This is a genomic window from Nonomuraea coxensis DSM 45129 (genome assembly GCF_019397265.1).
GTDB lineage: Bacteria > Actinomycetota > Actinomycetes > Streptosporangiales > Streptosporangiaceae > Nonomuraea > Nonomuraea coxensis.
On sequence record NZ_CP068985.1, the window covers coordinates 6,998,961 to 7,019,995 of the forward strand.

The 21,035-nt window shown below is 71.3% G+C and carries 21 protein-coding genes and 1 pseudogene; 14 read left to right on the forward strand and 8 right to left on the reverse strand.

Going from position 1 to position 21,035, the window contains the following annotated elements; genetic code table 11:
* The first annotated feature begins 39 nt into the window (after positions 1 to 39).
* A complete protein-coding gene (locus tag Nocox_RS32785) occupies positions 40 to 1,155 on the forward strand; it encodes an acyltransferase family protein (RefSeq protein WP_020542036.1) in 1,116 nt (371 codons plus the stop codon).
* Positions 1,156 to 1,254: 99 nt separating this feature from the next.
* A complete protein-coding gene (locus Nocox_RS32790; RefSeq protein ID WP_020542035.1) occupies positions 1,255 to 2,175 on the forward strand; it encodes a diacylglycerol/lipid kinase family protein in 921 nt (306 codons plus the stop codon).
* 10 nt (positions 2,176 to 2,185) lie between these two features.
* Here Nocox_RS32790 and Nocox_RS32795 read toward each other — a convergent pair whose 3' ends face one another.
* A complete protein-coding gene (locus Nocox_RS32795; RefSeq protein WP_033408553.1) occupies positions 2,186 to 3,403 on the reverse strand; it encodes a low temperature requirement protein A in 1,218 nt (405 codons plus the stop codon).
* A gap of 607 nt (positions 3,404 to 4,010) precedes the next feature.
* On the opposite strand from Nocox_RS32795, the gene Nocox_RS32800 reads away from it, so the two are divergent.
* The 5 genes from Nocox_RS32800 (at position 4,011) to Nocox_RS32820 (ending at position 9,243) form a co-directional block, all read left to right on the forward strand.
* Positions 4,011 to 4,790, forward strand: a complete 780-nt coding sequence (locus tag Nocox_RS32800; protein WP_020542033.1) for an SAM-dependent methyltransferase — start codon at positions 4,011 to 4,013, stop codon at positions 4,788 to 4,790.
* Between the two features lie 26 nt (positions 4,791 to 4,816).
* Positions 4,817 to 5,506 (forward strand): Crp/Fnr family transcriptional regulator, encoded by a 690-nt coding sequence (locus Nocox_RS32805; RefSeq protein WP_246649637.1) that lies wholly within the window; start codon positions 4,817 to 4,819, stop codon positions 5,504 to 5,506.
* 64 nt (positions 5,507 to 5,570) lie between these two features.
* Positions 5,571 to 6,356, forward strand: coding sequence for a nucleotidyl cyclase domain-containing protein (locus tag Nocox_RS32810; RefSeq protein WP_020542031.1), 786 nt, complete (start codon positions 5,571 to 5,573; stop codon positions 6,354 to 6,356).
* Positions 6,353 to 8,407: a hypothetical protein gene (locus Nocox_RS32815; protein WP_020542030.1), complete on the forward strand. Its 2,055-nt coding sequence runs from the start codon at positions 6,353 to 6,355 to the stop codon at positions 8,405 to 8,407. Before Nocox_RS32810 ends, Nocox_RS32815 begins: the two co-directional genes overlap by 4 nt.
* Entirely contained in the window at positions 8,398 to 9,243 is an 846-nt protein-coding gene (locus Nocox_RS32820; protein ID WP_020542029.1) for a hypothetical protein, read from the forward strand. Before Nocox_RS32815 ends, Nocox_RS32820 begins: the two co-directional genes overlap by 10 nt.
* Here Nocox_RS32820 and Nocox_RS32825 read toward each other — a convergent pair.
* Complete coding sequence (locus tag Nocox_RS32825; RefSeq protein WP_020542028.1) at positions 9,224 to 9,799, reverse strand: Pycsar system effector family protein; 576 nt, start codon at positions 9,797 to 9,799, stop codon at positions 9,224 to 9,226. The two genes, Nocox_RS32820 and Nocox_RS32825, sit on opposite strands and share 20 nt — an antisense overlap.
* A 131-nt stretch (positions 9,800 to 9,930) precedes the next feature.
* Here Nocox_RS32825 and Nocox_RS32830 point away from each other — a divergent pair, with 131 nt between their 5' ends.
* The gene (locus tag Nocox_RS32830; RefSeq protein ID WP_211212572.1) at positions 9,931 to 11,292 is read left to right on the forward strand and encodes an iron-containing alcohol dehydrogenase; all 1,362 of its coding nucleotides are present in this window, start codon (positions 9,931 to 9,933) and stop codon (positions 11,290 to 11,292) included.
* A 37-nt stretch (positions 11,293 to 11,329) separates the two neighbouring features.
* Here the strand turns inward: Nocox_RS32830 and Nocox_RS32835 are convergent, their stop codons facing one another.
* Together Nocox_RS32835 and tnpA are read right to left on the reverse strand one after the other, a co-directional pair.
* Positions 11,330 to 12,991, reverse strand: coding sequence for an IS1182 family transposase (locus Nocox_RS32835; protein ID WP_219495508.1), 1,662 nt, complete (start codon positions 12,989 to 12,991; stop codon positions 11,330 to 11,332).
* Positions 12,992 to 13,183: 192 nt separating this feature from the next.
* Positions 13,184 to 13,612 (reverse strand): annotated as a pseudogene (tnpA, locus tag Nocox_RS32840) (IS200/IS605 family transposase); the annotation flags it as partial.
* A gap of 22 nt (positions 13,613 to 13,634) precedes the next feature.
* On the opposite strand from tnpA, the gene Nocox_RS32845 reads away from it, so the two are divergent.
* The gene (locus tag Nocox_RS32845; RefSeq protein ID WP_219495531.1) at positions 13,635 to 14,834 is read left to right on the forward strand and encodes an RNA-guided endonuclease InsQ/TnpB family protein; all 1,200 of its coding nucleotides are present in this window, start codon (positions 13,635 to 13,637) and stop codon (positions 14,832 to 14,834) included.
* A gap of 101 nt (positions 14,835 to 14,935) precedes the next feature.
* Entirely contained in the window at positions 14,936 to 15,520 is a 585-nt protein-coding gene (locus tag Nocox_RS32850; protein WP_020545595.1) for a dehydroquinate synthase/iron-containing alcohol dehydrogenase family protein, read from the forward strand.
* A 144-nt stretch (positions 15,521 to 15,664) separates the two neighbouring features.
* Here Nocox_RS32850 and Nocox_RS32855 read toward each other — a convergent pair whose 3' ends face one another.
* Positions 15,665 to 16,057, reverse strand: coding sequence for a hypothetical protein (locus Nocox_RS32855; protein WP_020545596.1), 393 nt, complete (start codon positions 16,055 to 16,057; stop codon positions 15,665 to 15,667).
* Positions 16,058 to 16,325: 268 nt separating this feature from the next.
* On the opposite strand from Nocox_RS32855, the gene Nocox_RS32860 reads away from it, so the two are divergent.
* Positions 16,326 to 17,558, forward strand: a complete 1,233-nt coding sequence (locus Nocox_RS32860) for an FAD-dependent monooxygenase (RefSeq protein WP_020545597.1) — start codon at positions 16,326 to 16,328, stop codon at positions 17,556 to 17,558.
* 75 nt (positions 17,559 to 17,633) lie between these two features.
* Positions 17,634 to 18,110, forward strand: coding sequence for a proteasome activator (locus Nocox_RS32865; protein WP_020545598.1), 477 nt, complete (start codon positions 17,634 to 17,636; stop codon positions 18,108 to 18,110).
* A gap of 52 nt (positions 18,111 to 18,162) precedes the next feature.
* On the opposite strand, the gene Nocox_RS32870 is transcribed toward Nocox_RS32865, so the two are convergent.
* The 3 genes from Nocox_RS32870 to Nocox_RS32880 form a co-directional block, all read right to left on the reverse strand.
* The gene (locus Nocox_RS32870; RefSeq protein WP_020545599.1) at positions 18,163 to 18,588 is read right to left on the reverse strand and encodes a hypothetical protein; all 426 of its coding nucleotides are present in this window, start codon (positions 18,586 to 18,588) and stop codon (positions 18,163 to 18,165) included.
* A gap of 154 nt (positions 18,589 to 18,742) precedes the next feature.
* On the reverse strand, positions 18,743 to 19,078 hold the full coding sequence (locus Nocox_RS32875) for a chorismate mutase (protein ID WP_020545600.1): 336 nt from the start codon (positions 19,076 to 19,078) through the stop codon (positions 18,743 to 18,745).
* A gap of 48 nt (positions 19,079 to 19,126) precedes the next feature.
* Positions 19,127 to 19,291, reverse strand: a complete 165-nt coding sequence (locus Nocox_RS32880; RefSeq protein ID WP_020545601.1) for a hypothetical protein — start codon at positions 19,289 to 19,291, stop codon at positions 19,127 to 19,129.
* Between the two features lie 270 nt (positions 19,292 to 19,561).
* On the opposite strand from Nocox_RS32880, the gene Nocox_RS32885 reads away from it, so the two are divergent.
* Both Nocox_RS32885 and Nocox_RS32890 read left to right on the forward strand, forming a co-directional pair.
* On the forward strand, positions 19,562 to 19,837 hold the full coding sequence (locus Nocox_RS32885) for a WGxxGxxG family protein (RefSeq protein ID WP_020545602.1): 276 nt from the start codon (positions 19,562 to 19,564) through the stop codon (positions 19,835 to 19,837).
* Positions 19,838 to 19,989: 152 nt separating this feature from the next.
* Positions 19,990 to 20,958, forward strand: coding sequence for a DUF2382 domain-containing protein (locus tag Nocox_RS32890; RefSeq protein WP_020545603.1), 969 nt, complete (start codon positions 19,990 to 19,992; stop codon positions 20,956 to 20,958).
* Positions 20,959 to 21,035 lie beyond the last annotated feature (77 nt).

The window sequence follows — 21,035 nt, forward strand, 5'->3', positions numbered from 1 at the left end:
CAGGTTTAGCATCGTCCTTCATCGCCTAGAATCCGACGAATGTCCCTGCCCCCTGCCCGGCTGGCCTGGCTGGACGCCCTCCGGGGGCCGGCGGCGCTGGCCGTCACCGCGCACCACGGCGGCTGGACCTTCGTCCCCGCCCTCTACGCCGTCATCGACGCCCGCGTCGACCTGGGCACGTGGGGGGTGTTCGTGTTCTTCCTGGTGAGCGGCTACATCATCCCCGCCTCCCTGGAGCGGCGCGGCGACGTGCGCGCCTTCTGGACCGGCCGCGCCTTCCGCCTCCTGCCGCTCCTGCTCGCCGCCTGCTGCGCGGCGCTCCTGCTGGCCGCGCTCGGGCTGGTCCCGCTCGCGTCCGGGCTCGGCTCCCGACCGCTCCCCCTCGTCGCGCTCGGCAACGTGACGATGCTCCAGGAACTGCTCAACCTGCCCGCCGTCGTGTCCGTGACCTGGACGCTGTCGTACGAGATGGCGTTCTACCTCATCAGCGTCGCCCTCTACGCGACCGGCCAGGCCCACAGGTCGGCGGGGATCTCCCTGTCCCTGGCGGTCGCCGCCGTGCCCTTGGGGCTGCTCTTACCGCGGGCCGCGATCGGCCGCGGCGACCTGCTCGCCGCGCTGCTCGCCCTCGCCGTGGTGGCCGCCGTCGCGGTGACCGCGCTGGCCGGCGGCCGGGCCCGTACGGCGGCCGCCGTCACGGGCGGCCTGCTCGGCCTCGCGCTCGTGATCGCCGGCAGCCGGGGCGGCACCTGGCAGGGCGTGATCATCCTGGCCGCCATGTTCGCCGGAACCGCCGTCTACCGGGCCGAACGCGGGGAGATCCCGTGGCGCTCGGCGGCCGTCGCCGTGGCGGCCACGCTCGGCTGCGGGATCCCCGCCAAGGACGACCCCGGCTGGGCGCCGGCGCTCGTGCTGGCCTTCGCCGCGTTCGGGCTGGCGTTCGCGCTGCGCGGGCGGGCCTTCCCGCGCTGGCTGACCTGGCTCGGCGTGGTCAGCTTCTCGCTCTACCTGCTGCACCCGCTCCTGCTGCACCTCGTGCCGGGACTCGGGCTGTACTACCTCGTGCTCGTCCCGTTGAGCGGGGTGACGTACCACCTGGTCGAGGCGCCGGCGCAGCGGCTGGGACGGCGGCTGCGCAAGCCGGAGAACGCCTAGATCGTCCCCATGCCCGGCTCGCCGGGTTCGACCCGGCCGGTCTGACCGTGTTTGGCCCGGCCGTGGCGGGGCACCGGTGCGGTCCCTGGGAGGAGTGGGATGGCACGCAGGCTGCTGGCGATGGGCAACCCGGCCGCGGGCGGGGACGACGAGGCGACCCGCCGGGCGGTGCTCGGCGTGCTCGGCGGCGGGGCCGACGTCGTCTTCCGCCCCCTGGAACGGCCGGACGACCTGGACCGGGCACTCGCCGAGCACCCGGACCGCGAGCCCGTCGTGCTCGGCGGCGACGGCACCCTGCACCGGGTGGTGGCGGCGCTGCTGGCCCGCGGCGAGCTGGAGCGCCGCCCGGTGGGCCTGATCCCGATGGGCACCGGCAACGACCTGGCCCGCACCCTCGGCATCCCGCTGGACCCGGCCGAGGCCGCGCGGGTCGTCCTGGACGGCACGCCCCGCCCGCTGGACCTCCTCATCGAGACCGGACCCGAGGGGGACCACGGAGATGACGGGAGCGGCGGGATCGTGCTCAACGCCGTGCACGTCGGGGTCGGCGCGGAGGCCAGCCGGCAGGCGACGCCGCTCAAGCCGTTCCTGCGCCGGGCCGCCTACGCCGCCGGCGCGCTGCTCGCGGGCGTGCGCAGCAAGGGCTGGCGGCTCCGGGTCCACGTGGACGGCCGGCAGGTCGCCGACGGGCGGCGGCGCGTCCTCATGGTGGGGGTCGGCAACGGCGTCTCGATCGGTGGCGGCACCCCCTTGGCCCCCGGCGCGCGGCCCGACGACGGCCTCGCCGACGTGGTCGTCTCCTACGCGGTCTCGCCGTGGGGGCGGCTGGCGTACGGGGTGCTGCTGCGGCTCGGCCGGCATCCCGAGCGGGACGACGTGGCGACGTTCCGGGGACGCGCGATCGTGGTCGAGGGCGAGCCGGTGCCCGCCAACGCCGACGGCGAGCTGTGCCCGCCCGCTCCGCGCCGCTCCTGGACCGTACGCCCGGCCGCCTGGCGGGTCGTGGCGCCCCGCCCCTAGCCCGGGCCTGTCAGGCTTCCCGCAGGTCGCGGCGCTGCTCGGCGTAGCGCGCGGTCTCCACGGCGGCCAGCGCCACCAGGACGAGCGTCAGCCCCGCCAGCGCGGCCAGCGGCGGCAGCACGATCGCCACCGGCAGCCCGGCCAGCAGCGCGCCGATGGCGAGCAGCCTCGGCAGGCTGAGCACGCCGTGCATCAGGCCGCCGAACAGCACGTGCCCGCCGAGGTAGAGGGCGGCGCCGCCGTACAGGACGGAGGCGTGGAACCCGCCGAGCGCCCCGCCCTCGCCGGCGTGGGCCAGCACGCCCTGGACGCCGAACGCGGTCACGACGACGCCGGCCACGATGGGCAGGTGCCCGTAGGTGTAGCCCTCCACGACCATCTTGACGCGGATCGCGCCGAGCGCGCGCACCAGCCGGTGCTCGGCCGCCGGCGCGACCACGTCGAAGTACAGCCACCACAGGCACACGGCCACCGCGATCCCGAGCGCGGCCCCGGCGAGCAGCGGGACGCTCACCGCCCGCCCGGCGGCCCCCGCTGCGGTGGCGGCGGCCGACTCGCCGAGGGCGAGCAGCACGAAGAGGCCGTGCCGCTCGCTCCGCCGCGCGACGTCGCGGACCCGGAGGCCGCCGCGGCGCGCGGTCAGGTGCGCCCCGGCCCGGTCGACGGCGAGCGCTCCGGCGAACAGCACCGTCTGCGCCCATCCGCCGAGCAGCGCCCCCGCCACGAGCAGCGGCACGCCCGCCAGCAGGGTCCCCCAGGAGAGCGCGATCCGGCGAGGCGCCCCTTCGTCGCCCTCCGCCCCTGACACGGCGCCGTCCACGGCGAGGTGCACGGCCCGCACCAGCGCGTACGCGCCCACGACCACGAGCGGCCCGTTCAGCCCGCCGGTCGCGTCCCGCCAGGCTTCGGGCACGGCGAGCGCCACGGCGAACACCGCGGCGCTCGCCACCGCCATCCCGCCGCGCACCACGCCGTCGCCGGCGCGCCCCCGGTCGCCGAGCCAGGTGTAGCCCTCCCACGCCCACCACAGCAGCGCGAGCAGCAGCAGCCCCTGAAGCAGCCCGTGAACGCCGTGCTCCTGCGCCATGAGCGCGGTGACCCGGGTCGCCGCGAACACGAAGAGCAGGTCGAAGAAGAGCTCGAAGGTCGTCGGCCGGTCGCTCTCGCCGGCCGGGCGGGTCGTGCCCGATAACCGCGGCCCGCGCCGCGGGTCCCCCTGCTCGGCCATGGCCGGCCACCCCATTCCCTTCCCCGGATCGATTGCCGACGGGAAGGTTATAGGTGGCTATGGGCGGGCGTCTCCACGATCACCCTGTTTTTCGTGATCCGTAAGGGTTCGCCCTCCCCTTCGGCCCCCACCGCGCGCCGCCCGTACGGCCCCCGCCGTCCGCCCCTTCCGGACACGGCGCGCCGACCGTCGAGACCCTCGCCCGTCAACCACACGCGGGCCCGCAAACCCCACAAACATCACTTAACTCATGAGCCCGAAATATCACAATCCACGAACACCCCACCGATTCGATCATTCAACAACCCGCAGAAGCCCTTCTCTCGCCACCACAAAACCATCTCCAACGTGCGCGAATGCCACATCATTTCTTGATCGAACAACCCTCACCACTCCCCGTCCCCCTCATTCTGGTCACAAACATTTCCCGAAATAACCGGTCTACCGCATTGCGATTGACTGGAATTGTTGGAACATATGGTCAGAGTCATCGAGTGAGGTCCGAAGATCGCCAACCCCGGACGGGTGGCGGCGTGGGAAAGGGGCAACGCTCATGCACCAAAGGGCTGTCCGAAACCTGGCCAAGCTCGAAACGACGCAGGCGCGCATGACGCGTATCTTCGACGCGGCGGCCGGCGGGAAGAACAACTTCCAGGCGGACAAAGACATGGTGCGCCATTTCGAGCAAGCCGCTCCCGTCCTCACCACCGCCGCCCACGCCGTCCTGCAGTTCCTCTCCCGTGTCGTACGCCGTCTGGCCGCCACCGAGGGCATCGACCAGTTCATGATCATCGGCAGTGGCGTGCCCAGCGGCCTCCCGCCCGGCCGCCGCCTGCACGACCTCGCCCGCCAGGTCTCCCCCAGCCCCGCCGTCCGGACCGTGTACGTCGAGAACAACCCCATGGTCGTCACCATGGCCCAGGCCACCATCGAGCCCTTCTCCGACCTCGTCCGGGTCGTGGACGGCGACATCCACGAGATCGACGAGATGCTCGGCGACCGGGTCGTCCAGACCTTCCTCGACTGGGACCGCCCCATAGCGGTCCTGCTGCTGTCCGCGCAGAGCCTGGACGACGAGGAGTACGCCCACTACGTGATCAAGCGCCTGCGCCACGCGGCTCCGGCCGGCAGCTTCCTCGCCCTGGCGCACACCACGTTCGACGCGGTCCCCCAGGAGCTCCTCCCCGCCGTCCGCGACGTGCTCGCCATGACGCTCCCGCACCTCGCGATCCGTACGAAGGAGGAGATCGAAGCCCTGCTGGACGACCTCGACCTGGTGGAGCCCGGCCTCGTCTGGGTGCCCGAGTGGCACGCCGGCGACGACGCCGCCTGCGCCGACCAGCCCGCCACCTCGGGCAACTACGGAGCCGTGGCCCACATCCCCTGACAACCCGCAGCGGGAGGCTTCCGGTGGTGGCGAAGTGGCCGACGGGCACGTTCCTCGCCCGGCTGCCCGAGGCGATGCCCGCGGAGCTCGTCGGGCTCGGCACCACGTTCGTCGCGCCGGACGGCACCCGGCTCATCCGCCAGGGCGAAGCCGGCTCCCTGGTCTACCTCATCCTCCACGGCCTGGTGAAGATCACCACGCAGGCCCAGAACGGCGAACGGGCCCTTCTCGCCATCCGGGTCTCAGGCGACATCGTCGGCGAGATGGCGATCCTCGGGTCGGGCAGGCGCACCGCCGACGTCACCACGTGCGGCCCGGCCTCGCTGTGCGCGATCAAGGGCAGTGCCTTCGTCGGTTACCTGCAGCGGCACCCGCACGCCGCCTTCGCCCTCTCCGGCCTCCTCGGCGACCGGCTGGAATGGGCCAACCAGCGCCGCCTCGAGTTCGCCGGGTACGACGCCGAGGTGTGCCTCGCCAGGATCATCCTCGCGCTGGCCGCCGCCCACGGTCGCGCCGTGCTGGAAGGCGTGGACATGGGGGTCCGGCTGACCCGCGCCGAGCTGGGCAGTCTGGTCGGCGCCAAGGAGCCCACGGTCCAGAAGGCGCTGCGCTCGCTGTCGGAACGCGGCCTGGTCCTCCGCGGCCACCGCCGCGTCGTCATCAGGGACATGCCGGGTCTGGCGAAGTTCGCCGACTGTGTGCCGGAGAACCGGTAGAAATCCGGGTCCTTTCCCGCTCTCCGGCGTCATCGTCTCCTACGGGAGCGACGACAGGAGCGCGATGAACGACACGCCACAGTACCGGGCCATGCTGACCTACGACGTCGAGGACTACAGCAAGCACAACAACAGCGAGCAGTACGTGCTGCAGGCCGCCATGATCCGGCTGCTGGACCTCGCGGCGGGGGCGGCGGGTCTCGGCCTGCTCGACTGGAAACGGCAGCCGCAGGGCGACGGCGAGTTCGTCGTCCTGCCGCCGGGCATCCATCCCGCCCGGCTCATCGGCCCGTTCACGGACGCGCTGCGCCAGAACCTCGACGCGCACAACGCCGCGCCGGGCCCCCGCCTTCGCCTGCGCCTGGCCATCCATGCCGGCCCGCTGCACGTGGACGGTCCCGCGGGATCCCCCGGCCGGCACGCGGTGGAGAGCGGGCGGCTGGTCAACGCCGACGCCCTGCGCGCCGCGCTGCGCGCGGTGCCGGACGCGAACCTGGGCGTGATCGTGTCCGGCACCTTCCACGACGACTACGTCGGCCAGGGCTACGGCGGACCGCCCGCGGACCGGTTCCGCCGGGTGCGGGCCAAGGTCAAGCAGCAGAGCTACGTCGCCTACGTCCATCTGCCCGGCTACGACGTCCGCTCCGTTCCCGAACTGGCGTCCTTCGACGCCGAGGACGGCGGCAAGGACGCGAGCCCGCCCCCGCGGCCTCCCGGGGACGGCCGTCACGTGAGCGTCGCGGGCGACTGGTACGGCGGCAACGAGTTCCGCGTCTCCGGCGACGGCACGAGCAACATCGCCGGTCGCGACCTCACGGTCACCGACCGGCCGCGGGACCGGCGGCCATGACCGAGGAGAGCCCTGGCCAGGAACTGCTGGACGCCGAGCCTGAGGACCTCTCCGCCGCCGGGCAGACGCCGTCCCTGGCCGAGCGCATCGAGCAGGAGCAGAAGGAGCGCCGGCTCCGCGCCGAGATCATCGACGTCGGGCAGAGCTGGTACGGCGGATCGTCCTATACGGCGGAGCGGGGCGCCGCCCTCTACGGCGCGGGCCGCGACCTCATCCAGTACTTCGGCGCCGAGGAGGAGGCGGTCCACACCCAACCGCTGTCCGCCGCGGAGCTCGCGGAGATCCGGGCGTGCCTCCTGACGACGCCCTCCCAGCACGAGCTGGCGGCCCACCTGGCGAGCGCCCCCGTGGTCCTGCTCAGAGGCGAGTCGCACAGCGGACGCTGGACCGCGGCGGTCTGCGCCCTCCTGGAGCACGGGCTGACCTGCAGCCACCTGGTCGCCAGGGATCCGAAGAAGATCCGGGCGCGGGATCTGCGCCCCGGTCACGGGTACGTGATGCGCGTCGACGACGTCTCCTGGCCACGCCATCCCCAGGCGGTGATCGACCAGCTCTCGGCGGTGGCCCGCGAGAGCGGCGCCGCCATCGTGGCCCTCGTCCCCGGCTCGTGCGCGGTCACCAAGTGCGTGGTCACGCACGTGGCTCCGGCGGCCGGTGACATCGTCCGTCAGTGGCTCGCGCACCTGGTGCCGGGGATCGAGCCGCAACTCGACGACCTCCGGGAGGCCCTGGACGAGCATGTGGTGGGCTGCCGCCCCTGGCAGGCCGTCAACACCGCCGTCCAGCTCTCGGACGGTCTGCGGCGCGGCCGGCGGCTCGCCGACATGATCGCCGACCTGCCCTACACGGCCCTCGCCGGGCTGCCCGAAAGCCTGAAGCAGAGCGAGCCCGCTCTGAGCAGGCATTTCCTGATCAGCAGCGCGGTTCTGTACGGCCTGCCCGAGGCGATCGTCTCCGAGGCAGCGCTCGCCCTGGCGTACCGGATCAGGCAGGACGAGCAGCGCGACCCCGCGGACGAGGAGGAACAGGGTCTCCCGGTGTGGGAGCGGCTGAGCGAGTGGATCGAGCATCCGACCCTCGACGCGACGCGGACGCATCGCGGCGGCGAGGGACAGCGCATCGAGCTCCGGCCGGGGATGGCCGATCGGCTGCTGACCACGATCTGGGAGCAGTTGCCCGGGGTCCGGCCCGCGCTCTACGACTGGCTCACCGACCTGGTGGCCGACGACGACTGGCGGGTGCAGCTCAAGGCCGCCCACGCGGTCGGCAAGCTCGCGACGAGCGACTTCGACGTCATCGACAAGCGGTTCTTCACCCCCTGGAGCGAGGACGCGGGTCAGGCGAAAGTGCTCGCCTGGGCGGTGGAGTCCGCGGCTCTCGCCGACGCGGACGTCGCCGCCCTGGTCCGCCGGCGGCTCAAGACCTGGACAACGGGCTCCTACGCCCAGCGCATCTCGGCGGCGCTGGCGTACGGCTCCTCCGTCGGCGTCCGTCACGTCAAGGAGGCGCTGGAGGCCCTGCACACGGTCGCGGCCGGCGCGGTGTGGTGGGAGACGTGCGACGGCGTCGCGCGCTCGGTGGCCGAGATCTACACGTCCGAGACCGCCGCGAAGGTGCTGGGGGCGCTGGCGCGCTGGGTGGGAGGCGAGCATCCCGGAGAACGGCTCAGCGCGGCGCTCGCCTTCGTCCGCCTGGCCACCGCGGAGCAGGAGGATGAGTCGCACCCACCGCTCTGGCGCCACGAACCCGTGAGCGACCTGGGGCTGCTCTGGTTCAACGCGCTCGATCTCGGGCTGTCGGCCACCCACGGGCGCAGGCGGTTCCGTCCCTACACGCCGTCCGCCTGGACGCTCATGGCGAGATGGGCGGAGAGGGCGGCGTCGGAGCCGGTGATCGGCGCCGTCGTCCACGAGGTGATCCGCAGAACCACCGTGAGAGTGCGGCCCTCCTGGCTGTTCCACCTGCACCTGTGGCACCGGCGGGGATCGATCACCGCCGACCAGTTCACCCATTACCTGCGGCTCGTGAAGGAAGGACGGTCATGCCCCTAGCGAAGATCATCAGGCGGCCCGTGCTCGTGCAGCGCTGGTCGAGGTTCCCGGCCGCGCAGGGGGAGCCGCGGAAGGCGGCGGCGCTCGCCGAGGAGGCGGAGGTGACCCCGGAGGACGCCTCCTATGTCTTCACCGCCCCGTCGGAAGGCGACGGGTACAGGTTCAAGGTCAGGGTCTGGCTCTGGCGCCGCTCCGCGACCGGGGCCCTCATCTTCCGCCCCTGGAAGGAGCTGAGAGAGGATCAGGACCATCTCATCAAGGACGTCGTTCGCGAGAACGTCCGTGAGACGCTGCGCAAGCACAGCGTCTTCGCGCCGGCGGAGGCGGAGCGGGCCGCGAAGGAGGCTCTCGGTGAGCGGCTCAAGGAGCGGCCGTCGGACTCCGTGGCCGGAACCTGGCGGGCGACCATCGAGGTGGACGTGCCGGAGGAGGTCAGGCAGCTGCGCTGCGCCCACGAGAGCAGGCTCTACCGGATCACGTCGCGGGCCAAGCAGATCGAGGTGCACATCCAGGAGTTGAGCACCTCGCGCCGCCTCTGCGCGCAGTTCCTGACCGAGGCGACGGACGGCGCGACGGCGCGGCATGCCGTCCGGCTCACGCAGGCGATCGAGAAGGTCGCGGACATCACCGACGGCATGCTCGACGAACGGGAGGAGAAGGCCGAGAAGCTCTTCCAGCTCCTGGCCAAGATCGTCGACGCCCAGCGGCACGCGAACGCCTTCGAGCTGGTCATGTCCAGCGAGAGCGCCCTGCGGGCGGCGTTCGAGCGGCTCGGCGTCCCTCTTCCGCAGCCGAGCCCCGACTCGCCGTTCGCCCTCATGGAGGAGCCGGGGTGAGCGCGAGGTCCACCAGCACCGCGCCCACCGTGCCGGCCAGCCCGGCGAGGAGCAGCCAGAACCCCCAGCGGATCAGCCGGTACTTCTGGCCGACGATGGCGCTGACCCGGTGGAGCTGGTCGGCGAGCCGTTCCAGCCCCATGGCCGACGACCCGGCCAGCGCCCGGGACAGCTCCGCGGCCGAGTCGAAGCGGAGCACGTCGGCGTAGTACATGACCGCGTCGTCGCGCCGTCTCCTCCGGTCCAGCCGGGGGTAGACGGCGCGGGCGAGCACGAGCACGGACGCCACCGCGGAGGCCACGCCGGCCCACCACAGCCACTCGACGGAGTCGGAGAGCCGGAACGGTGACCAGCTCCCGGCCAGCAGGCCGCCCGTGACGGCTCCGAGCCCGACGCCGACGATGCCGAGCAGCACCTGGGCCTTGGCGTCGGCCCGGTTGAGCTCCTCACGGGTCTCCGCCAGCATCTGGCGGGCGTAGGCCCGGATGTCCTCGTGAGCGGACGTGCTCCGCTCCTGGCCGGCCGGGTCGAGGGCGCGCGCGATCCTACGGAGCATGCGAGGCTCCGTGACGAGGAGTGATCACACTGCCGAGCATCCCATGAGCGGCCTCTCGGGGCACCCCCTGGAGATGAGGGCGTCTGCGTGTTACATATCGGACATCAGGCACTCCTGATGGAGGAACACGCATGAAACTCCACATCCTTGACTGCGGAGCGATGAGCTGTGACCTGACCTGGCTGCTTCTCAAGCCCGGCCGCACCATCCGGCCCAGGGACGAGCGCGATCGTCCCGTCGAGTGGTACCCCTGCACCACCCACGCCGTGCTCATCGAGACCGGCGAGGGCACCCTCCTGTGGGACACGAGCTGCCCCTGCGGCTGGGAGACCCGCTGGAAGTCCACCGGGCTGCAGGAGTTCTTCCCATACGACCAGGTCAGCGACGAGCAGTACCTCGACGCGCAGCTCGGCCGGCTCGGCGCCGACCCGGCGAGCCTCGACTACGTCGTCCTGTCGCACCTGCACTTCGACCACGCCGGCAACGTCCGCATGTTCGAGGGCACCGGCGCCCGGCTGGTCTGCAACGACAAGGAGAAGGAGTTCGCGTTCGGCTACGCGGGCGCCTTCGACGGAGCCCACCTGAAGGCCGACTACGAGGGCCTTGACTTCACGACCGTCTCCGGCGACACCGAGATCCTGCCCGGCGTCACGCTCATCGAGGCCCCCGGCCACACCGTGGGCACGATACCGCCTGGTACGCCTCCGTGGAGAAGATCCGCGCCCTGGCCGAGCGTACGAACGCCCAGGTCGTCTTCGGCCACGACGCCGCCCAGCTCCGCTCCCTGCGGACCGCGCCGGACGGCTTCTACCAGTGAGGAGCGCCCCATGACGTTCGCCGTCCCCGCCGACCCCGAGTCGGTCTTCACCTACGGCGCCCCGGCGCTGAAGTTCGGTCCCGGCGCCGCCGCCGAGATCGGCTTCGACCTCGCCCAGTACGGCGTCCGCCGCGTCCTGGTCGTCACCGACGCCCGGGTGGCCGCGACCGGCGCCCCCGCCCGCGTCGCCGAACAGCTCTCCGGATACGGCATGGAGGCGCGCGTCTACGACGGCGTGCACGTCGAGCCGACCGACGAGAGCCTGGAGGCGGCCGTGGAGCACGCGCGGGCGAGCGGCCCGTGGGACGCCTACGTCGCCGTCGGCGGCGGCTCCAGCATCGACACGTCCAAGGCCGTCAACCTGCTCACCACGAACCCCGGCACGCTCCTCGACTACGTCAACGTGCCCGTCGGCGCCGGCCTGGCCCCGTCGCGGCCGCTCAAGCCGCTGGTCGCGGTGCCGACGACCACCGGCACCGGCTCGGAGTCCACCACGATCTGCGTGCTGGACGTGCTGGAGCTGAAGGTGAAGACCGGCATCAGCCATCCGCGGCTGCGACCGGTGCTGGCCGTGGTGGACCCCGGCCTGACCATGACGCAGCCGGCGGGCGTGACGGCCGCGGCCGGCATGGACATCCTCTGCCACGCGCTGGAGAGCTACCAGAATCGTCGGTAGTGCTCCGGCCTTCAGGACCCCGTTTGGGGATCTCTCATTACGCGCATTTGCCGAGCAATCGGGATAAATGGGTTCTTCGTGTTGGATCAGGTGGAATGCCGTGTTCCCAGGCGTGGATGCGGATCAGGTTGACGGCTGCTGCGGCCAGGCAGTGGCCCAGGTGGGTGCGTTGCAGGCCGTGGTAGCGGCTGCGGCGCAGGCCGGTGCGGGAGGTCAGCTGGTGGATGGTGGCCTCGATGCCGGCGCGCGGCCGATAGCGGTGCCGCCAGGCGGGGGTGTCCTGCTCGTGGCGGCGTTGCTGGAGGGCGGCCCGCTGGCGGGGGTGGCGCAGGGTCAGCGTCCGTCCCCACTGCGGGTTGTCGGCCGTGGTGCAACGCTGCCGCAGCGGGCAGGCGCGGCAGCCGGCGGCGGCGAAACGTACCTGGATAACGGGGACGCCCCTGGCCGAGTGGGCCGGGACCCAGGAGATGCTGGTTTGCCCGCCGGGGCAGACGGCGGTGCGCGCCTGGTCGTCGATGCGGAAGTCCTCGTGGGTGAAGCGGCCGTCAGCCGCGGCCGCGGTGATGGGGCGGGCCGGGCCGATGAGGACGACGCCGCGGGTGCCGGCGGCCTCGACCAGGTTCGCCGCGGTGACGTAGCCGCTGTCGAGCAGGTGCTCGGCGGGCAGCAGACCGCGTCGCTCAAGACGCTGGTGGATGCCCGGCAGCGCGGCGCTGTCATCACCGTCGGCGGCGGTGCCGGTGGCCACGTCCGTGATCAGGCGGGGCGCGTCCGCCTCGCAGGTCTCGGTCACGTGCAGGGTGTAGCCGACCCAGCCCTGCCCGCGCTTGACCCCGTAGCGGGCCTGCGGGTCGTGCGGGCTGGCCATGCGCTGGGCCCCGGGCGGCAACTGTGCGCCTTCGCGGGCCTGCACGCCGTGCTCGTCGCGCAGGTACTGCTCATCCCAGCAGCGGCGCAGCGCCGCCAGGGCGGGGATCAGAGGCAGCCATGCCGGCGCCTTCGCATCCTCGATCTTCTCCAGCAGGAAGAAGCCGTCTTCGCCCACCTGCCGCAGCCATTGCTCGCGATCGGCACCAGGCAGGTCCCCGTGCCAGGAGTCGATCCGCTCCCCATAGCGGCGCAGCCACCGCTCCTCCTGCCCTGCCAGCACCTCCTCAAGCCAGGACGGGTGCGCAGCGGCCAGGGCCTCCAGCGCCGTGCGCAGCACCTCGCCGACGAACTCCATCCGGTTGAGCAGCCGCACATCGGCCAAGACCTTGGTGGAATCCGTCCGCTGCCGCCCGCGCGGGCGCAGCAGCCCGCGAGCGGCGGCTGCCTCCAGCACCGCCTCGAAGATCTTCTCCTCCAGGCCGTGCTCGGCCAGCCGTGCGCGGAAGTCGCTGAGCACGCTGTGGTCGAACCCCGGGTCTGTCAGCTCCAGCCCCAAAAGGTATTTCCAGTCCATCCGGGCTCGCACCGCCTCGGCCGCCTGCCTGTCGGAGAGGTTGTCGGCGTACTGCAACACCGACACCGCCGCCAGCGCGCCCGGCGAGATGGCCGGGCGCCCATCGGCTGGAAACGCCTCGGCGAACAACTCGTCGGAGAACACCTCGCCCAGCGCATCACGCAGCCACACCGCCAGGGTGCCCTTGGGGAAGGCCGCCGCGACCACCCGGGCCGTCAGCTCGGGCACCTGTCGCCCACGTCGCTTCTCCAGCATCGATCTCATCTCCCTCGCCCACGCGCCGCCTTTCACCATCAGTGTCGATTTGATAGCTCAATGAACACAATGGTCGTAATGAGAGATCCCCAACGGGGTCCTTCAGGCCGGGGGTGAAGCCGACCGTCTCGCGTAGCGGGGCAAGGACAGCCGATTCGCCGCCAGGCGGACCGGCGTCCACCCTGCTCGGACCGGCCGGTTCTGCTGCTCGATGTACTGGCGCAGGACACTGATGGCAGCTGCGCCTGCCGACCCGGCGAAGTAGGAGCCCGGCCACAGCTTGTTCGCCCGGTAGTAGTGGTGGGCCGGTTCGGGGAACTCGGTGCGCATCCGCCGCGAGGACACCCCTTTCAACGAGTTGACGAGCTTGGACAGGGCGATCTTGGGTGGGAAGTTCACCAGCGGGTGGACGTGATTGTTCTCGCCGTTGAACTCGCTCGGTTCGGTCTCGAAGTCGGCGCGCACATCCCTCATGATCTCTTCCAGCCTCATGATCTCTTCCAGCCGTGTCAGGTGCTCGCCGTTGAAGACCTGGTGGCGGAACATTGGTCACGAAAACCAATGAGCGTGCAGGACGAAAACGCAGTGCCTGCCGGTCCCGATATCGCGGTACTCGGCCATAAGCCAATAGTAGGATGATCGTGTGCAGCTCCGTTACGGCTTCCGCCTCGACCCGACACCGGGCCGGCACATCGAGCTGGCCAAGGCGTTCGGTTGCGCGCGTGTCGTGTTCAACGACGCGCTGCGGCTGCGTAACGACGCGCATGAGGCCGGCCTGCCGTTCGTCACCGACGCCGACCTGTCCCGGCAGGTCATCACCGAGGCGAAGAAGCGCCCCGGCCGGGTGTGGCTGGGCGAGGTGTCGGCGGTGGTGCTCCAGCAGGCGCTGGCCGACTGCACGAGGGCGTTCCGCAACTTCTTCGCCTCGTTGTCGGGCGAACGCAAAGGCCCGAAGCTGGGCGCTCCCCGGTTGCGGTCCCGCAAGGACAGCCGGCAGGCGATCCGGTTCACCCGCAACGCCCGATTCTCGATCACGCCGGGCGGAAAGCTACGCCTGCCGAAGATCGGAGAGGTGGCGGTGCGCTGGTCGCGGGAGTTGCCCTCCGAGCCGTCCAGCGTGAGCGTGATCAAGGATGCGGCGGGCCGGTTCTTCGCGTCCTTCGTCGTGGAGGTCAGCGCCTCACCCCTGCCGGAAAGCGGGATCGAGAGCGGGATCGACCTGGGTCTTGGACACTTCGCTGTCCTGTCGGACGGGCGGAAGATCGATTCGCCTCGGTTCCTGCGCCGGGCGGAGAAGAAACTCAAGCGGGCGCACAAGGCCCTGTCCCGTAAGGAGAAAGGTTCCAAGAACCGGGCCAAGGCCCGGCTTGTGGTCGCCCGGCGGCACGCCAGGGTCGCCGACGCGCGCCGCGAGTTCCACCACCGGCTCTCCACACAGCTCATCCGCGAGAACCAAGCGGTGTATGTGGAGGACCTGGCGGTCAAGGGATTGGCGCGCACCCGGCTGGCCAAGAGCGTGCATGATGCGGGCTGGTCGTCGTTCGTGGCCATGCTGGAGTACAAGGCGCGCCTGTACGGCAGGACCTTCGTCAAGGTCGGTCGCTGGTTCCCGAGTAGCAAGCTGTGCTCGGTATGCGGAGCCGTACGGCAGGACATGCCCCTGTCGGTGCGGGAGTGGACCTGCTCCTGCGGTGCGGCCCACGACCGGGACATCAACGCCGCGCTCAATATCCTCGCCGCCGGACGGGCGGAGAGGCAAAACGCCTGTGGAGGGCCGGTAAGGCCGGGCGCGAGCCCGGCACGGCCCGTCGAAGCAGGAAGCCAAGGAAGTGCCGCCGCGTGAACGACAGTGGCACAGGCCAGAATCGTCGGGCTTCAGCCCGGCGAGCGCGTCAAACAGCCCGCCCGTACACCTCGTTCGCGCGCAAGCGGCCGGAGGAGCGGGTGCCCTACTGCGGGGCCAACCCGGTCTCCGACATGTGGTCGGAGCAGGCGATGCGGCTGCTCGCCGGCTCGTTCACCGCGGCGGTGCGCGACGGCGACGACGCCGGCGCGCGGGCCGGGATGGCGATGGCGGCGACGTTCGCCGGGCTCGGCTTCGGCAACGCCGGCGTGCACATCCCGCACGCCAACGCCTATCCCATCGCCGGTCGGGTCAGGGACTTCCGTCCCGAGGGCTATCCGAAGGACGAGCCGCTGGTGCCGCACGGCATGGCGGTGGCGCTGAGCGCGCCCGAGGCGTTCCGGTTCACGTTCGCGGCCTGCCCTGAGCGCCACCTGCGGGCCGCGGAGATCCTGGATCCGGCCGCCGGCGGCGAGCCGGCCGGGCGGCTGCCCGCGGTGCTGGCGGCGCTGATGCGCGAGATCGGCCTGCCGAACGGCATCGGCGGCGTCGGCTACACCGAGGCGGACGTCCCCGCCCTGGTGGAGGGGGCGATGAAGCAGCAGCGCCTGCTCGCCACCGCCCCGCTGCCGGTGGGCGAGGACGACCTCGCGGCGATCCTGTCCCGTTCCGTCGAGCTCTGGTGAGGAGCGGCCCATGGCCATCTAAGAGCTGCGCTGCCCGGACGGGCACTGCTTCGAGGTGATCCAGTCCTTCACCGCGCCGCTGCCGCGGAAAGGGCGCGGCCGCGCGCCCCGGGCGGGGCGCGCGGCCGTCAGGGTGCTGGGAGGTCAGGAGATGAGCAGGTCGAAGCCGCCGTCCGCGAGCCGGCCCGTGTCGGTGCTGACGACGCTGACCGTGATCGTGTTGGGCTGGTTGCTGCACTGCGTCGACGGGAACCGGTAGGCGATGTACGGCAGCCGCGCGGCGTGCCGTGGCGTGATCTGGATCAGCGCCTCCATCGTGTCCACGAAGTGGGCGACCTGGACGCAGTACTGGCCGGTGGCCGAGCGCCAGGTCCGGTAGATGTTCTTGCCGTCGATCAGGGAGCCGTCCAGGCCCACGACCGCCCCGGCGCGGGCGAACGGCGCTTTGAGGTCGGCATGCGCTGCGGAGCCGGCGGCGGTGGTGACGAGGCCGGCGGCCGCCAGAGCGAGGCAGCCCGCCAGAGCACGACGAAGCATTCGGTTTCCCCCTTGGTAACTCACGGACAGGAGCTACGACAGAACGTAATTTCGCCGATCTCCCCGCGGTGCGCGCCACCCCGGGGCGCCGCCCCAAAGATTCTTGGCCCGCGCCCCGCGAACTTCTGGCGGGTGCCGAGCGTCCGGCGGCCCTCTACGAGCCTGTGGTGAGGTCATGACCTGGGGCTCGACGCGAGCAGACCTCTCCCTGTAACCGGCCTGCTACTTTCTGCTACATACCGACCACATTATGCGTAATGGGAGTTCGATGATGAAGGTCGTCTGCGTCGGCGGTGGGCCCGCCAGCCTGTACTTCTCGATCCTCATGAAGCGGATGGACACGTCCCACGAGCTCACGGTCTACGAGCGGAACCCGGCGGGCTCGACCTACGGGTGGGGCGTGACGTACTGGTCGCAGCTCCTGCAGAACCTGTACGCGCTCGACCCGGAGTCCGCGCAGGCCATCAAGGAGAACTCCGTGCACTGGGACGACTGGGTCGTCGACCTCCAGGAGCGCGCGACCCTCACCATGGAGCACGGCGACGACGGCTTCGGCATCGGCCGCCGCACCCTGCTCGACATCCTCGCCCGGCGCGCGGGCGAGCTCGGCGTGCGGATCGTGTACGAGCACGAGATCACCGGCCCCGACGCGCCCGAGCTGGACGGGGCGGACGTGGTCGTGGCGGGCGACGGGATCAACAGCAGGCTGCGCGAGCCGCACGCCGAGCACTTCGGCACCGAGTTCACCGTCGGCCGCAACGTCTACATGTGGCTCGGCACGACGAAGATCTTCGACTCGTTCGTCTTCTCGTTCGTGGAGACCGCGCACGGCTGGATCTGGTGCTACGGCTACCCGTACGGCAACGAGCACAGCACCTGCGTGGTCGAGTGCGCGCCCGCCACCTGGACGGGCCTCGGCCTCGACGCGGCGAGCGAGGCCGACAGCCTCGCGGTGCTGGAGAAGCTGTTCTCCGACGTCCTGGACGGGCACCCGCTGATCGGCCGCGAGCAGCCCGACGGCAGCGCCCACTGGCTCAACTTCCGCACCCTCACCAACCGCACCTGGCACCGCGGCAACGTGGCCCTGCTCGGGGACGCCGCGCACACCACCCACTACTCGATCGGCGCGGGCACCGCGCTCGCGCTGGGCGACGCCGCCTTCCTGGCCGACGCGCTGCACAGCGACCCCGACCCGCTGTCCGCGCTCGCCCTCTACTCGCGCAGGCGCATCCCGGCCATCCGGATGACCCAGCGCTCGGCCCGCAACAGCGCCCGCTGGTACGAGAACCTGCCCCGCTACGCCGCCCTTTCGCCGCGGCAGTTCGTGGCGCTGCTCGGCCAGCGGCACTCCACGACGCTGAGGCGCGTCCCGCCGAGGCTCTACTACGCCGTCGGCCGCACCCTGGAGGGCCTGCAGGACGGGACGCACTGGCTGGCCACGAAGCTGGGCAGGGGCCCGGCCTGCGAGTGCTGCCGTCCGCAGCCCACGGAGGGCGGGTAATCAGGTCACCGTTCGTGGGCAGGGGGTGGGGGACCCGAGATCGCACGAGCGAACCAGCACCCCGGAGGACGGCTCATGACTTCGACACCCGGCCCGTACGGCCCGGAGGAGCACGGCTCGCCGGCGCTGTCGCCGCAGGCCGCCGCCGCGGAACGGGAGATCGCCCGCGTCACCGAGCCGGCCCGGCTGCTGCGCATGAGCGACATGGTGCGCATGCTGCTGGACGAGGCCCAGGGCACGCCCCTGGACGATCGCGCCCGCGACCAGCTCAAGCACATCCATCTGCGGGCCATCGAGGAGATCGGCGAGTCCGTGGCGCCGGAGCTGCGGGAGGAACTCGAACGCCTCATGCCCGAGGAGCCGGCCGGCCTGCCGAGCCAGGCGGAGCTGCGCATCATGCAGGGCCAGCTCGTGGGCTGGCTGGACGGCGTCTTCCAGGGCATCAAGGCCGGGCTGGCGCTCCAGCAGGCCGGCGCCCGCCCGCGGCTGCCCGAGGGCCGTGGGCACGACCTGCCGGACCGGCCGCGCGGCGGCTCGGGCCCCTACCTGTGAGACCCGCCCGCCGGGCTCGCGCACGGCGGGCCCGGCGGTCGTTCCCGTCCGGTCAGCCGCGTCTGGCGGCGGGCCAGCCGTGCCCCCAGCCGCCCTGGATCATGGTCTGGAAGGCCCAGCCGTCCTCGGTGCGCACCAGCAGATCGGCGTAGTGCATCTCCTGCTCCTGGCCCTCGATGGTCATGGTGGCGTGCGTCTCGACGACCACCAGGTTCTCGCTCAGGAAGTGCGGGGTCCGCCGCGAGCGGAGGTCCAGCCCGGCGGTGCCGCCGCCCATCGCGTCCTTCATCGCCTCCAGGTACTCCTCGCGGGTCCACTGCCGGACGGTGGCGTAGCCGCCGGGCACGTCGGTGGCCAGGTTCATGGGGAAGACGGCCAGGTCGGCCAGCCTGTCGAGCTCACCCCGCTCGGCCCGCGCGTCGTACTCGGCGAACCATTCCTCGACGCTCTTCAGCTCTTCGGCGCTCGGCTGATACATGCGCGACTCCCTCGTCCTCGTGCTTTCCGTACGCCGTACCGTACAGCATACGGATCGAAGGCGCAAAAAGAGGCGGCGCCCGGCCTCGGACGCCGCCCGTCAACCCGTCAGGTCAGAGGTGCGACTTGACTCGGATGAAAGTTTCTTTCGTCGGTCAGCGTCGCGCGCGGCTCTCCGACATGCTGCTGGCGATCAGCTCGTGGTGGCGCACCACCTCGGCGATGATGAAGTTCAGGAACCTCTCGGCGAAGACCGGATCGAGCTTCGACTCCTCGGCCAGGCTGCGCAGTCGGTGGATCTGCCGGGCCTCGCGCTCGGGGTCCGCCGGGGGCAGCCGGTGCTCCGCCTTGAGCCGGCCGACCTCCTGCGTGCACTTGAACCGCTCCGCCAGCAGGTGCACAAGAGCGGCGTCGAGGTTGTCGATGCTGGCGCGGAGCCGCTGGAGCTCCTCAAGAACGGCCCCCTCCGGGCGGGGCTGGGAGTTTTCCATGCGGGACAGCCTGCCATCAACCAGGCAGGAAACTCACATCGGGCCACCTCACCCGAGGTCGGTCACCCCGCACACGTCGCACCGGTAGAGCGTGCCCCTGCCGTCCTCGCCGAACTCGTTCCACCAGTGGGCGTTGCCGGCCAGGTTCGACGGGTCACCGGAGCAGAACATCCGGGTCCCGGCAGGGTCGGCGGGCGTGGCGGTCGAGGACATGTCGTCTCCTGGCATGGGGGTCGGAGCCGGGGGCCGGCTCTGTCGGATGTGTTGACCTCATGTTTCTGCCCCAAAGAAGAAATCTGAAACCTTACGTAACAGGGAGAGACGCAGGTCACGCCAGGAGAAGAAGGCGTTTGAGCCTGAGTCGTGACGGTATGGGTCCAAATGAGCAGGGGATTTCAGAGATCGCCCCGCTTGGGGCCTCCCTCCAGGGAGGCAGAACAGGCGGTCTCAGCAACCAAGGGGCCGCCGGATCGGGGGAACCCAATGCGCAAGACACTCACCGGACTGGGACTGGCGTTCTTCCTGACGCTCGCCCCGGCCGCCGCGGCCACAGCCGAGACGCCGGTCGCGCCCGTGGCGCACAGTCAGGTCACTCCTGCGCCACAGGACAACAAGCAGAGCAACGACGGCGGCGGCAATGCCGGTCTGTGGGGCCTGCTGGGCCTGCTCGGACTTCTGGGCTTCGCCGGCATGCGGCGTCGCGAACACCACGACGTCGGCACCGCCGAGCACGTCGGCAACCGCAACATGCGCCGGTAGCACGCCGGCGTTCCCGGGGCTCGCCGCACGCGGCGGGCCCTTCCCATGCCACCGGCCCAACTTTGACTGTGCCTTATGTCCGATATGTGGTGCTTTGTGTGGATTGTGGGTACGTGCCTCATGAATGAGACGAACAATCGGGGGAAATCGCCATGGCACTGCAAACAGAGATACGGCACCTGTTCGACTGCCACCTCGTAGGGTCGGACGGGCAGTCCATCGGCCAGGTAGGCCAGGTCTATCTCAACGACCGCACCGGCGACCCGGAATGGGTCACCGTCCGGACCGGGATGTTCGGCATGAAGGAGACCTTCGTGCCCCTGGCCGGCTCGCACCGCAGCGGGGACGAGATCCGCGTCCCGTTCGACAAGGACAAGATCAAGGACGCGCCGAACATCGACGTGGACGGCCATCTGTCCATCGAGGAGGAGGCGCGGCTCTACCGGCACTACGGCCTCCAGCCGCCGTCGGTCCCCGCGCAGCGGAGCATGTCGCCCACCGGCGAGGGCCGCACGACGACGGAAGGCCGCGCGGGAGACGTCCCCGGCCCCGCCAAGCCCACCATGCCCGCCGGGCCCGCCAGAGGGACCACACCGACGGCCTCCACCACGCCGACCGCACCGACCACGCCCACCAAGCCCGGCATGCCGGCCACCGGAGGCATGGAACGCCCTGGAGGCATGGGCCGCCCGGAGGACATCGCCGATCGCGAGATCGACATGACCATGTCCGAGGAGCAGCTCCGCATCGGCAAGGAGACCGTGGAGAGCGGCCGGGTACGGCTGCGCAAGTACGTCGAGACCGAGACCGTGCAGGAGTCCGTCCCGCTCAGCCACGAGGAGATCGTGATCGAGCGCGAGCCGATCCGCGAGGGCGAGATGGCCGCGGGCACGTACGAGATCGGCGAGGACGAGCAGAGCATGACCCTGCACGAGGAGCGCGCGGTCATCGGCAAGGAGACCCGTCCCGTGGAGCGCGTCCACGCGCGCAAGCAGTCCGTCGAGCACGAGGAGACGGTGAGCGGGACGGTCCGCAAGGAGCACCTGGAGATCGACGAGGAGGGCATCACCCGTGACCGTGACCGCTCCGGCAAGCGGGACGAGGACCTTCCGCCGCTGTAGGCGCTCACCCGCCCGACCGGCGGCAGCGGGCCTCGCACGGGGACGCGAGGCCCGCTCGTCGTACGCCGCCGGAGGGC

Coding starts and splice junctions, on each gene's coding strand:
- Nocox_RS32865 (WP_020545598.1), top strand. CDS start 17,634: ATGACTTCGACACCCGGCCCGTACGGCCCGGAGGAGCACGGCTCGCCG.
- Nocox_RS32860 (WP_020545597.1), top strand. CDS start 16,326: ATGATGAAGGTCGTCTGCGTCGGCGGTGGGCCCGCCAGCCTGTACTTC.
- Nocox_RS32855 (WP_020545596.1), bottom strand. CDS start 16,057: ATGCTTCGTCGTGCTCTGGCGGGCTGCCTCGCTCTGGCGGCCGCCGGC.
- Nocox_RS32885 (WP_020545602.1), top strand. CDS start 19,562: ATGCGCAAGACACTCACCGGACTGGGACTGGCGTTCTTCCTGACGCTC.
- Nocox_RS32785 (WP_020542036.1), top strand. CDS start 40: ATGTCCCTGCCCCCTGCCCGGCTGGCCTGGCTGGACGCCCTCCGGGGG.
- Nocox_RS32830 (WP_211212572.1), top strand. CDS start 9,931: ATGAAACTCCACATCCTTGACTGCGGAGCGATGAGCTGTGACCTGACC.
- Nocox_RS32825 (WP_020542028.1), bottom strand. CDS start 9,799: ATGCTCCGTAGGATCGCGCGCGCCCTCGACCCGGCCGGCCAGGAGCGG.
- Nocox_RS32790 (WP_020542035.1), top strand. CDS start 1,255: ATGGCACGCAGGCTGCTGGCGATGGGCAACCCGGCCGCGGGCGGGGAC.
- Nocox_RS32795 (WP_033408553.1), bottom strand. CDS start 3,403: ATGGCCGAGCAGGGGGACCCGCGGCGCGGGCCGCGGTTATCGGGCACG.
- Nocox_RS32890 (WP_020545603.1), top strand. CDS start 19,990: ATGGCACTGCAAACAGAGATACGGCACCTGTTCGACTGCCACCTCGTA.
- Nocox_RS32875 (WP_020545600.1), bottom strand. CDS start 19,078: ATGGAAAACTCCCAGCCCCGCCCGGAGGGGGCCGTTCTTGAGGAGCTC.
- Nocox_RS32880 (WP_020545601.1), bottom strand. CDS start 19,291: ATGTCCTCGACCGCCACGCCCGCCGACCCTGCCGGGACCCGGATGTTC.
- Nocox_RS32810 (WP_020542031.1), top strand. CDS start 5,571: ATGAACGACACGCCACAGTACCGGGCCATGCTGACCTACGACGTCGAG.
- Nocox_RS32820 (WP_020542029.1), top strand. CDS start 8,398: ATGCCCCTAGCGAAGATCATCAGGCGGCCCGTGCTCGTGCAGCGCTGG.
- Nocox_RS32800 (WP_020542033.1), top strand. CDS start 4,011: ATGACGCGTATCTTCGACGCGGCGGCCGGCGGGAAGAACAACTTCCAG.
- Nocox_RS32815 (WP_020542030.1), top strand. CDS start 6,353: ATGACCGAGGAGAGCCCTGGCCAGGAACTGCTGGACGCCGAGCCTGAG.
- Nocox_RS32870 (WP_020545599.1), bottom strand. CDS start 18,588: ATGTATCAGCCGAGCGCCGAAGAGCTGAAGAGCGTCGAGGAATGGTTC.
- Nocox_RS32835 (WP_219495508.1), bottom strand. CDS start 12,991: ATGCTGGAGAAGCGACGTGGGCGACAGGTGCCCGAGCTGACGGCCCGG.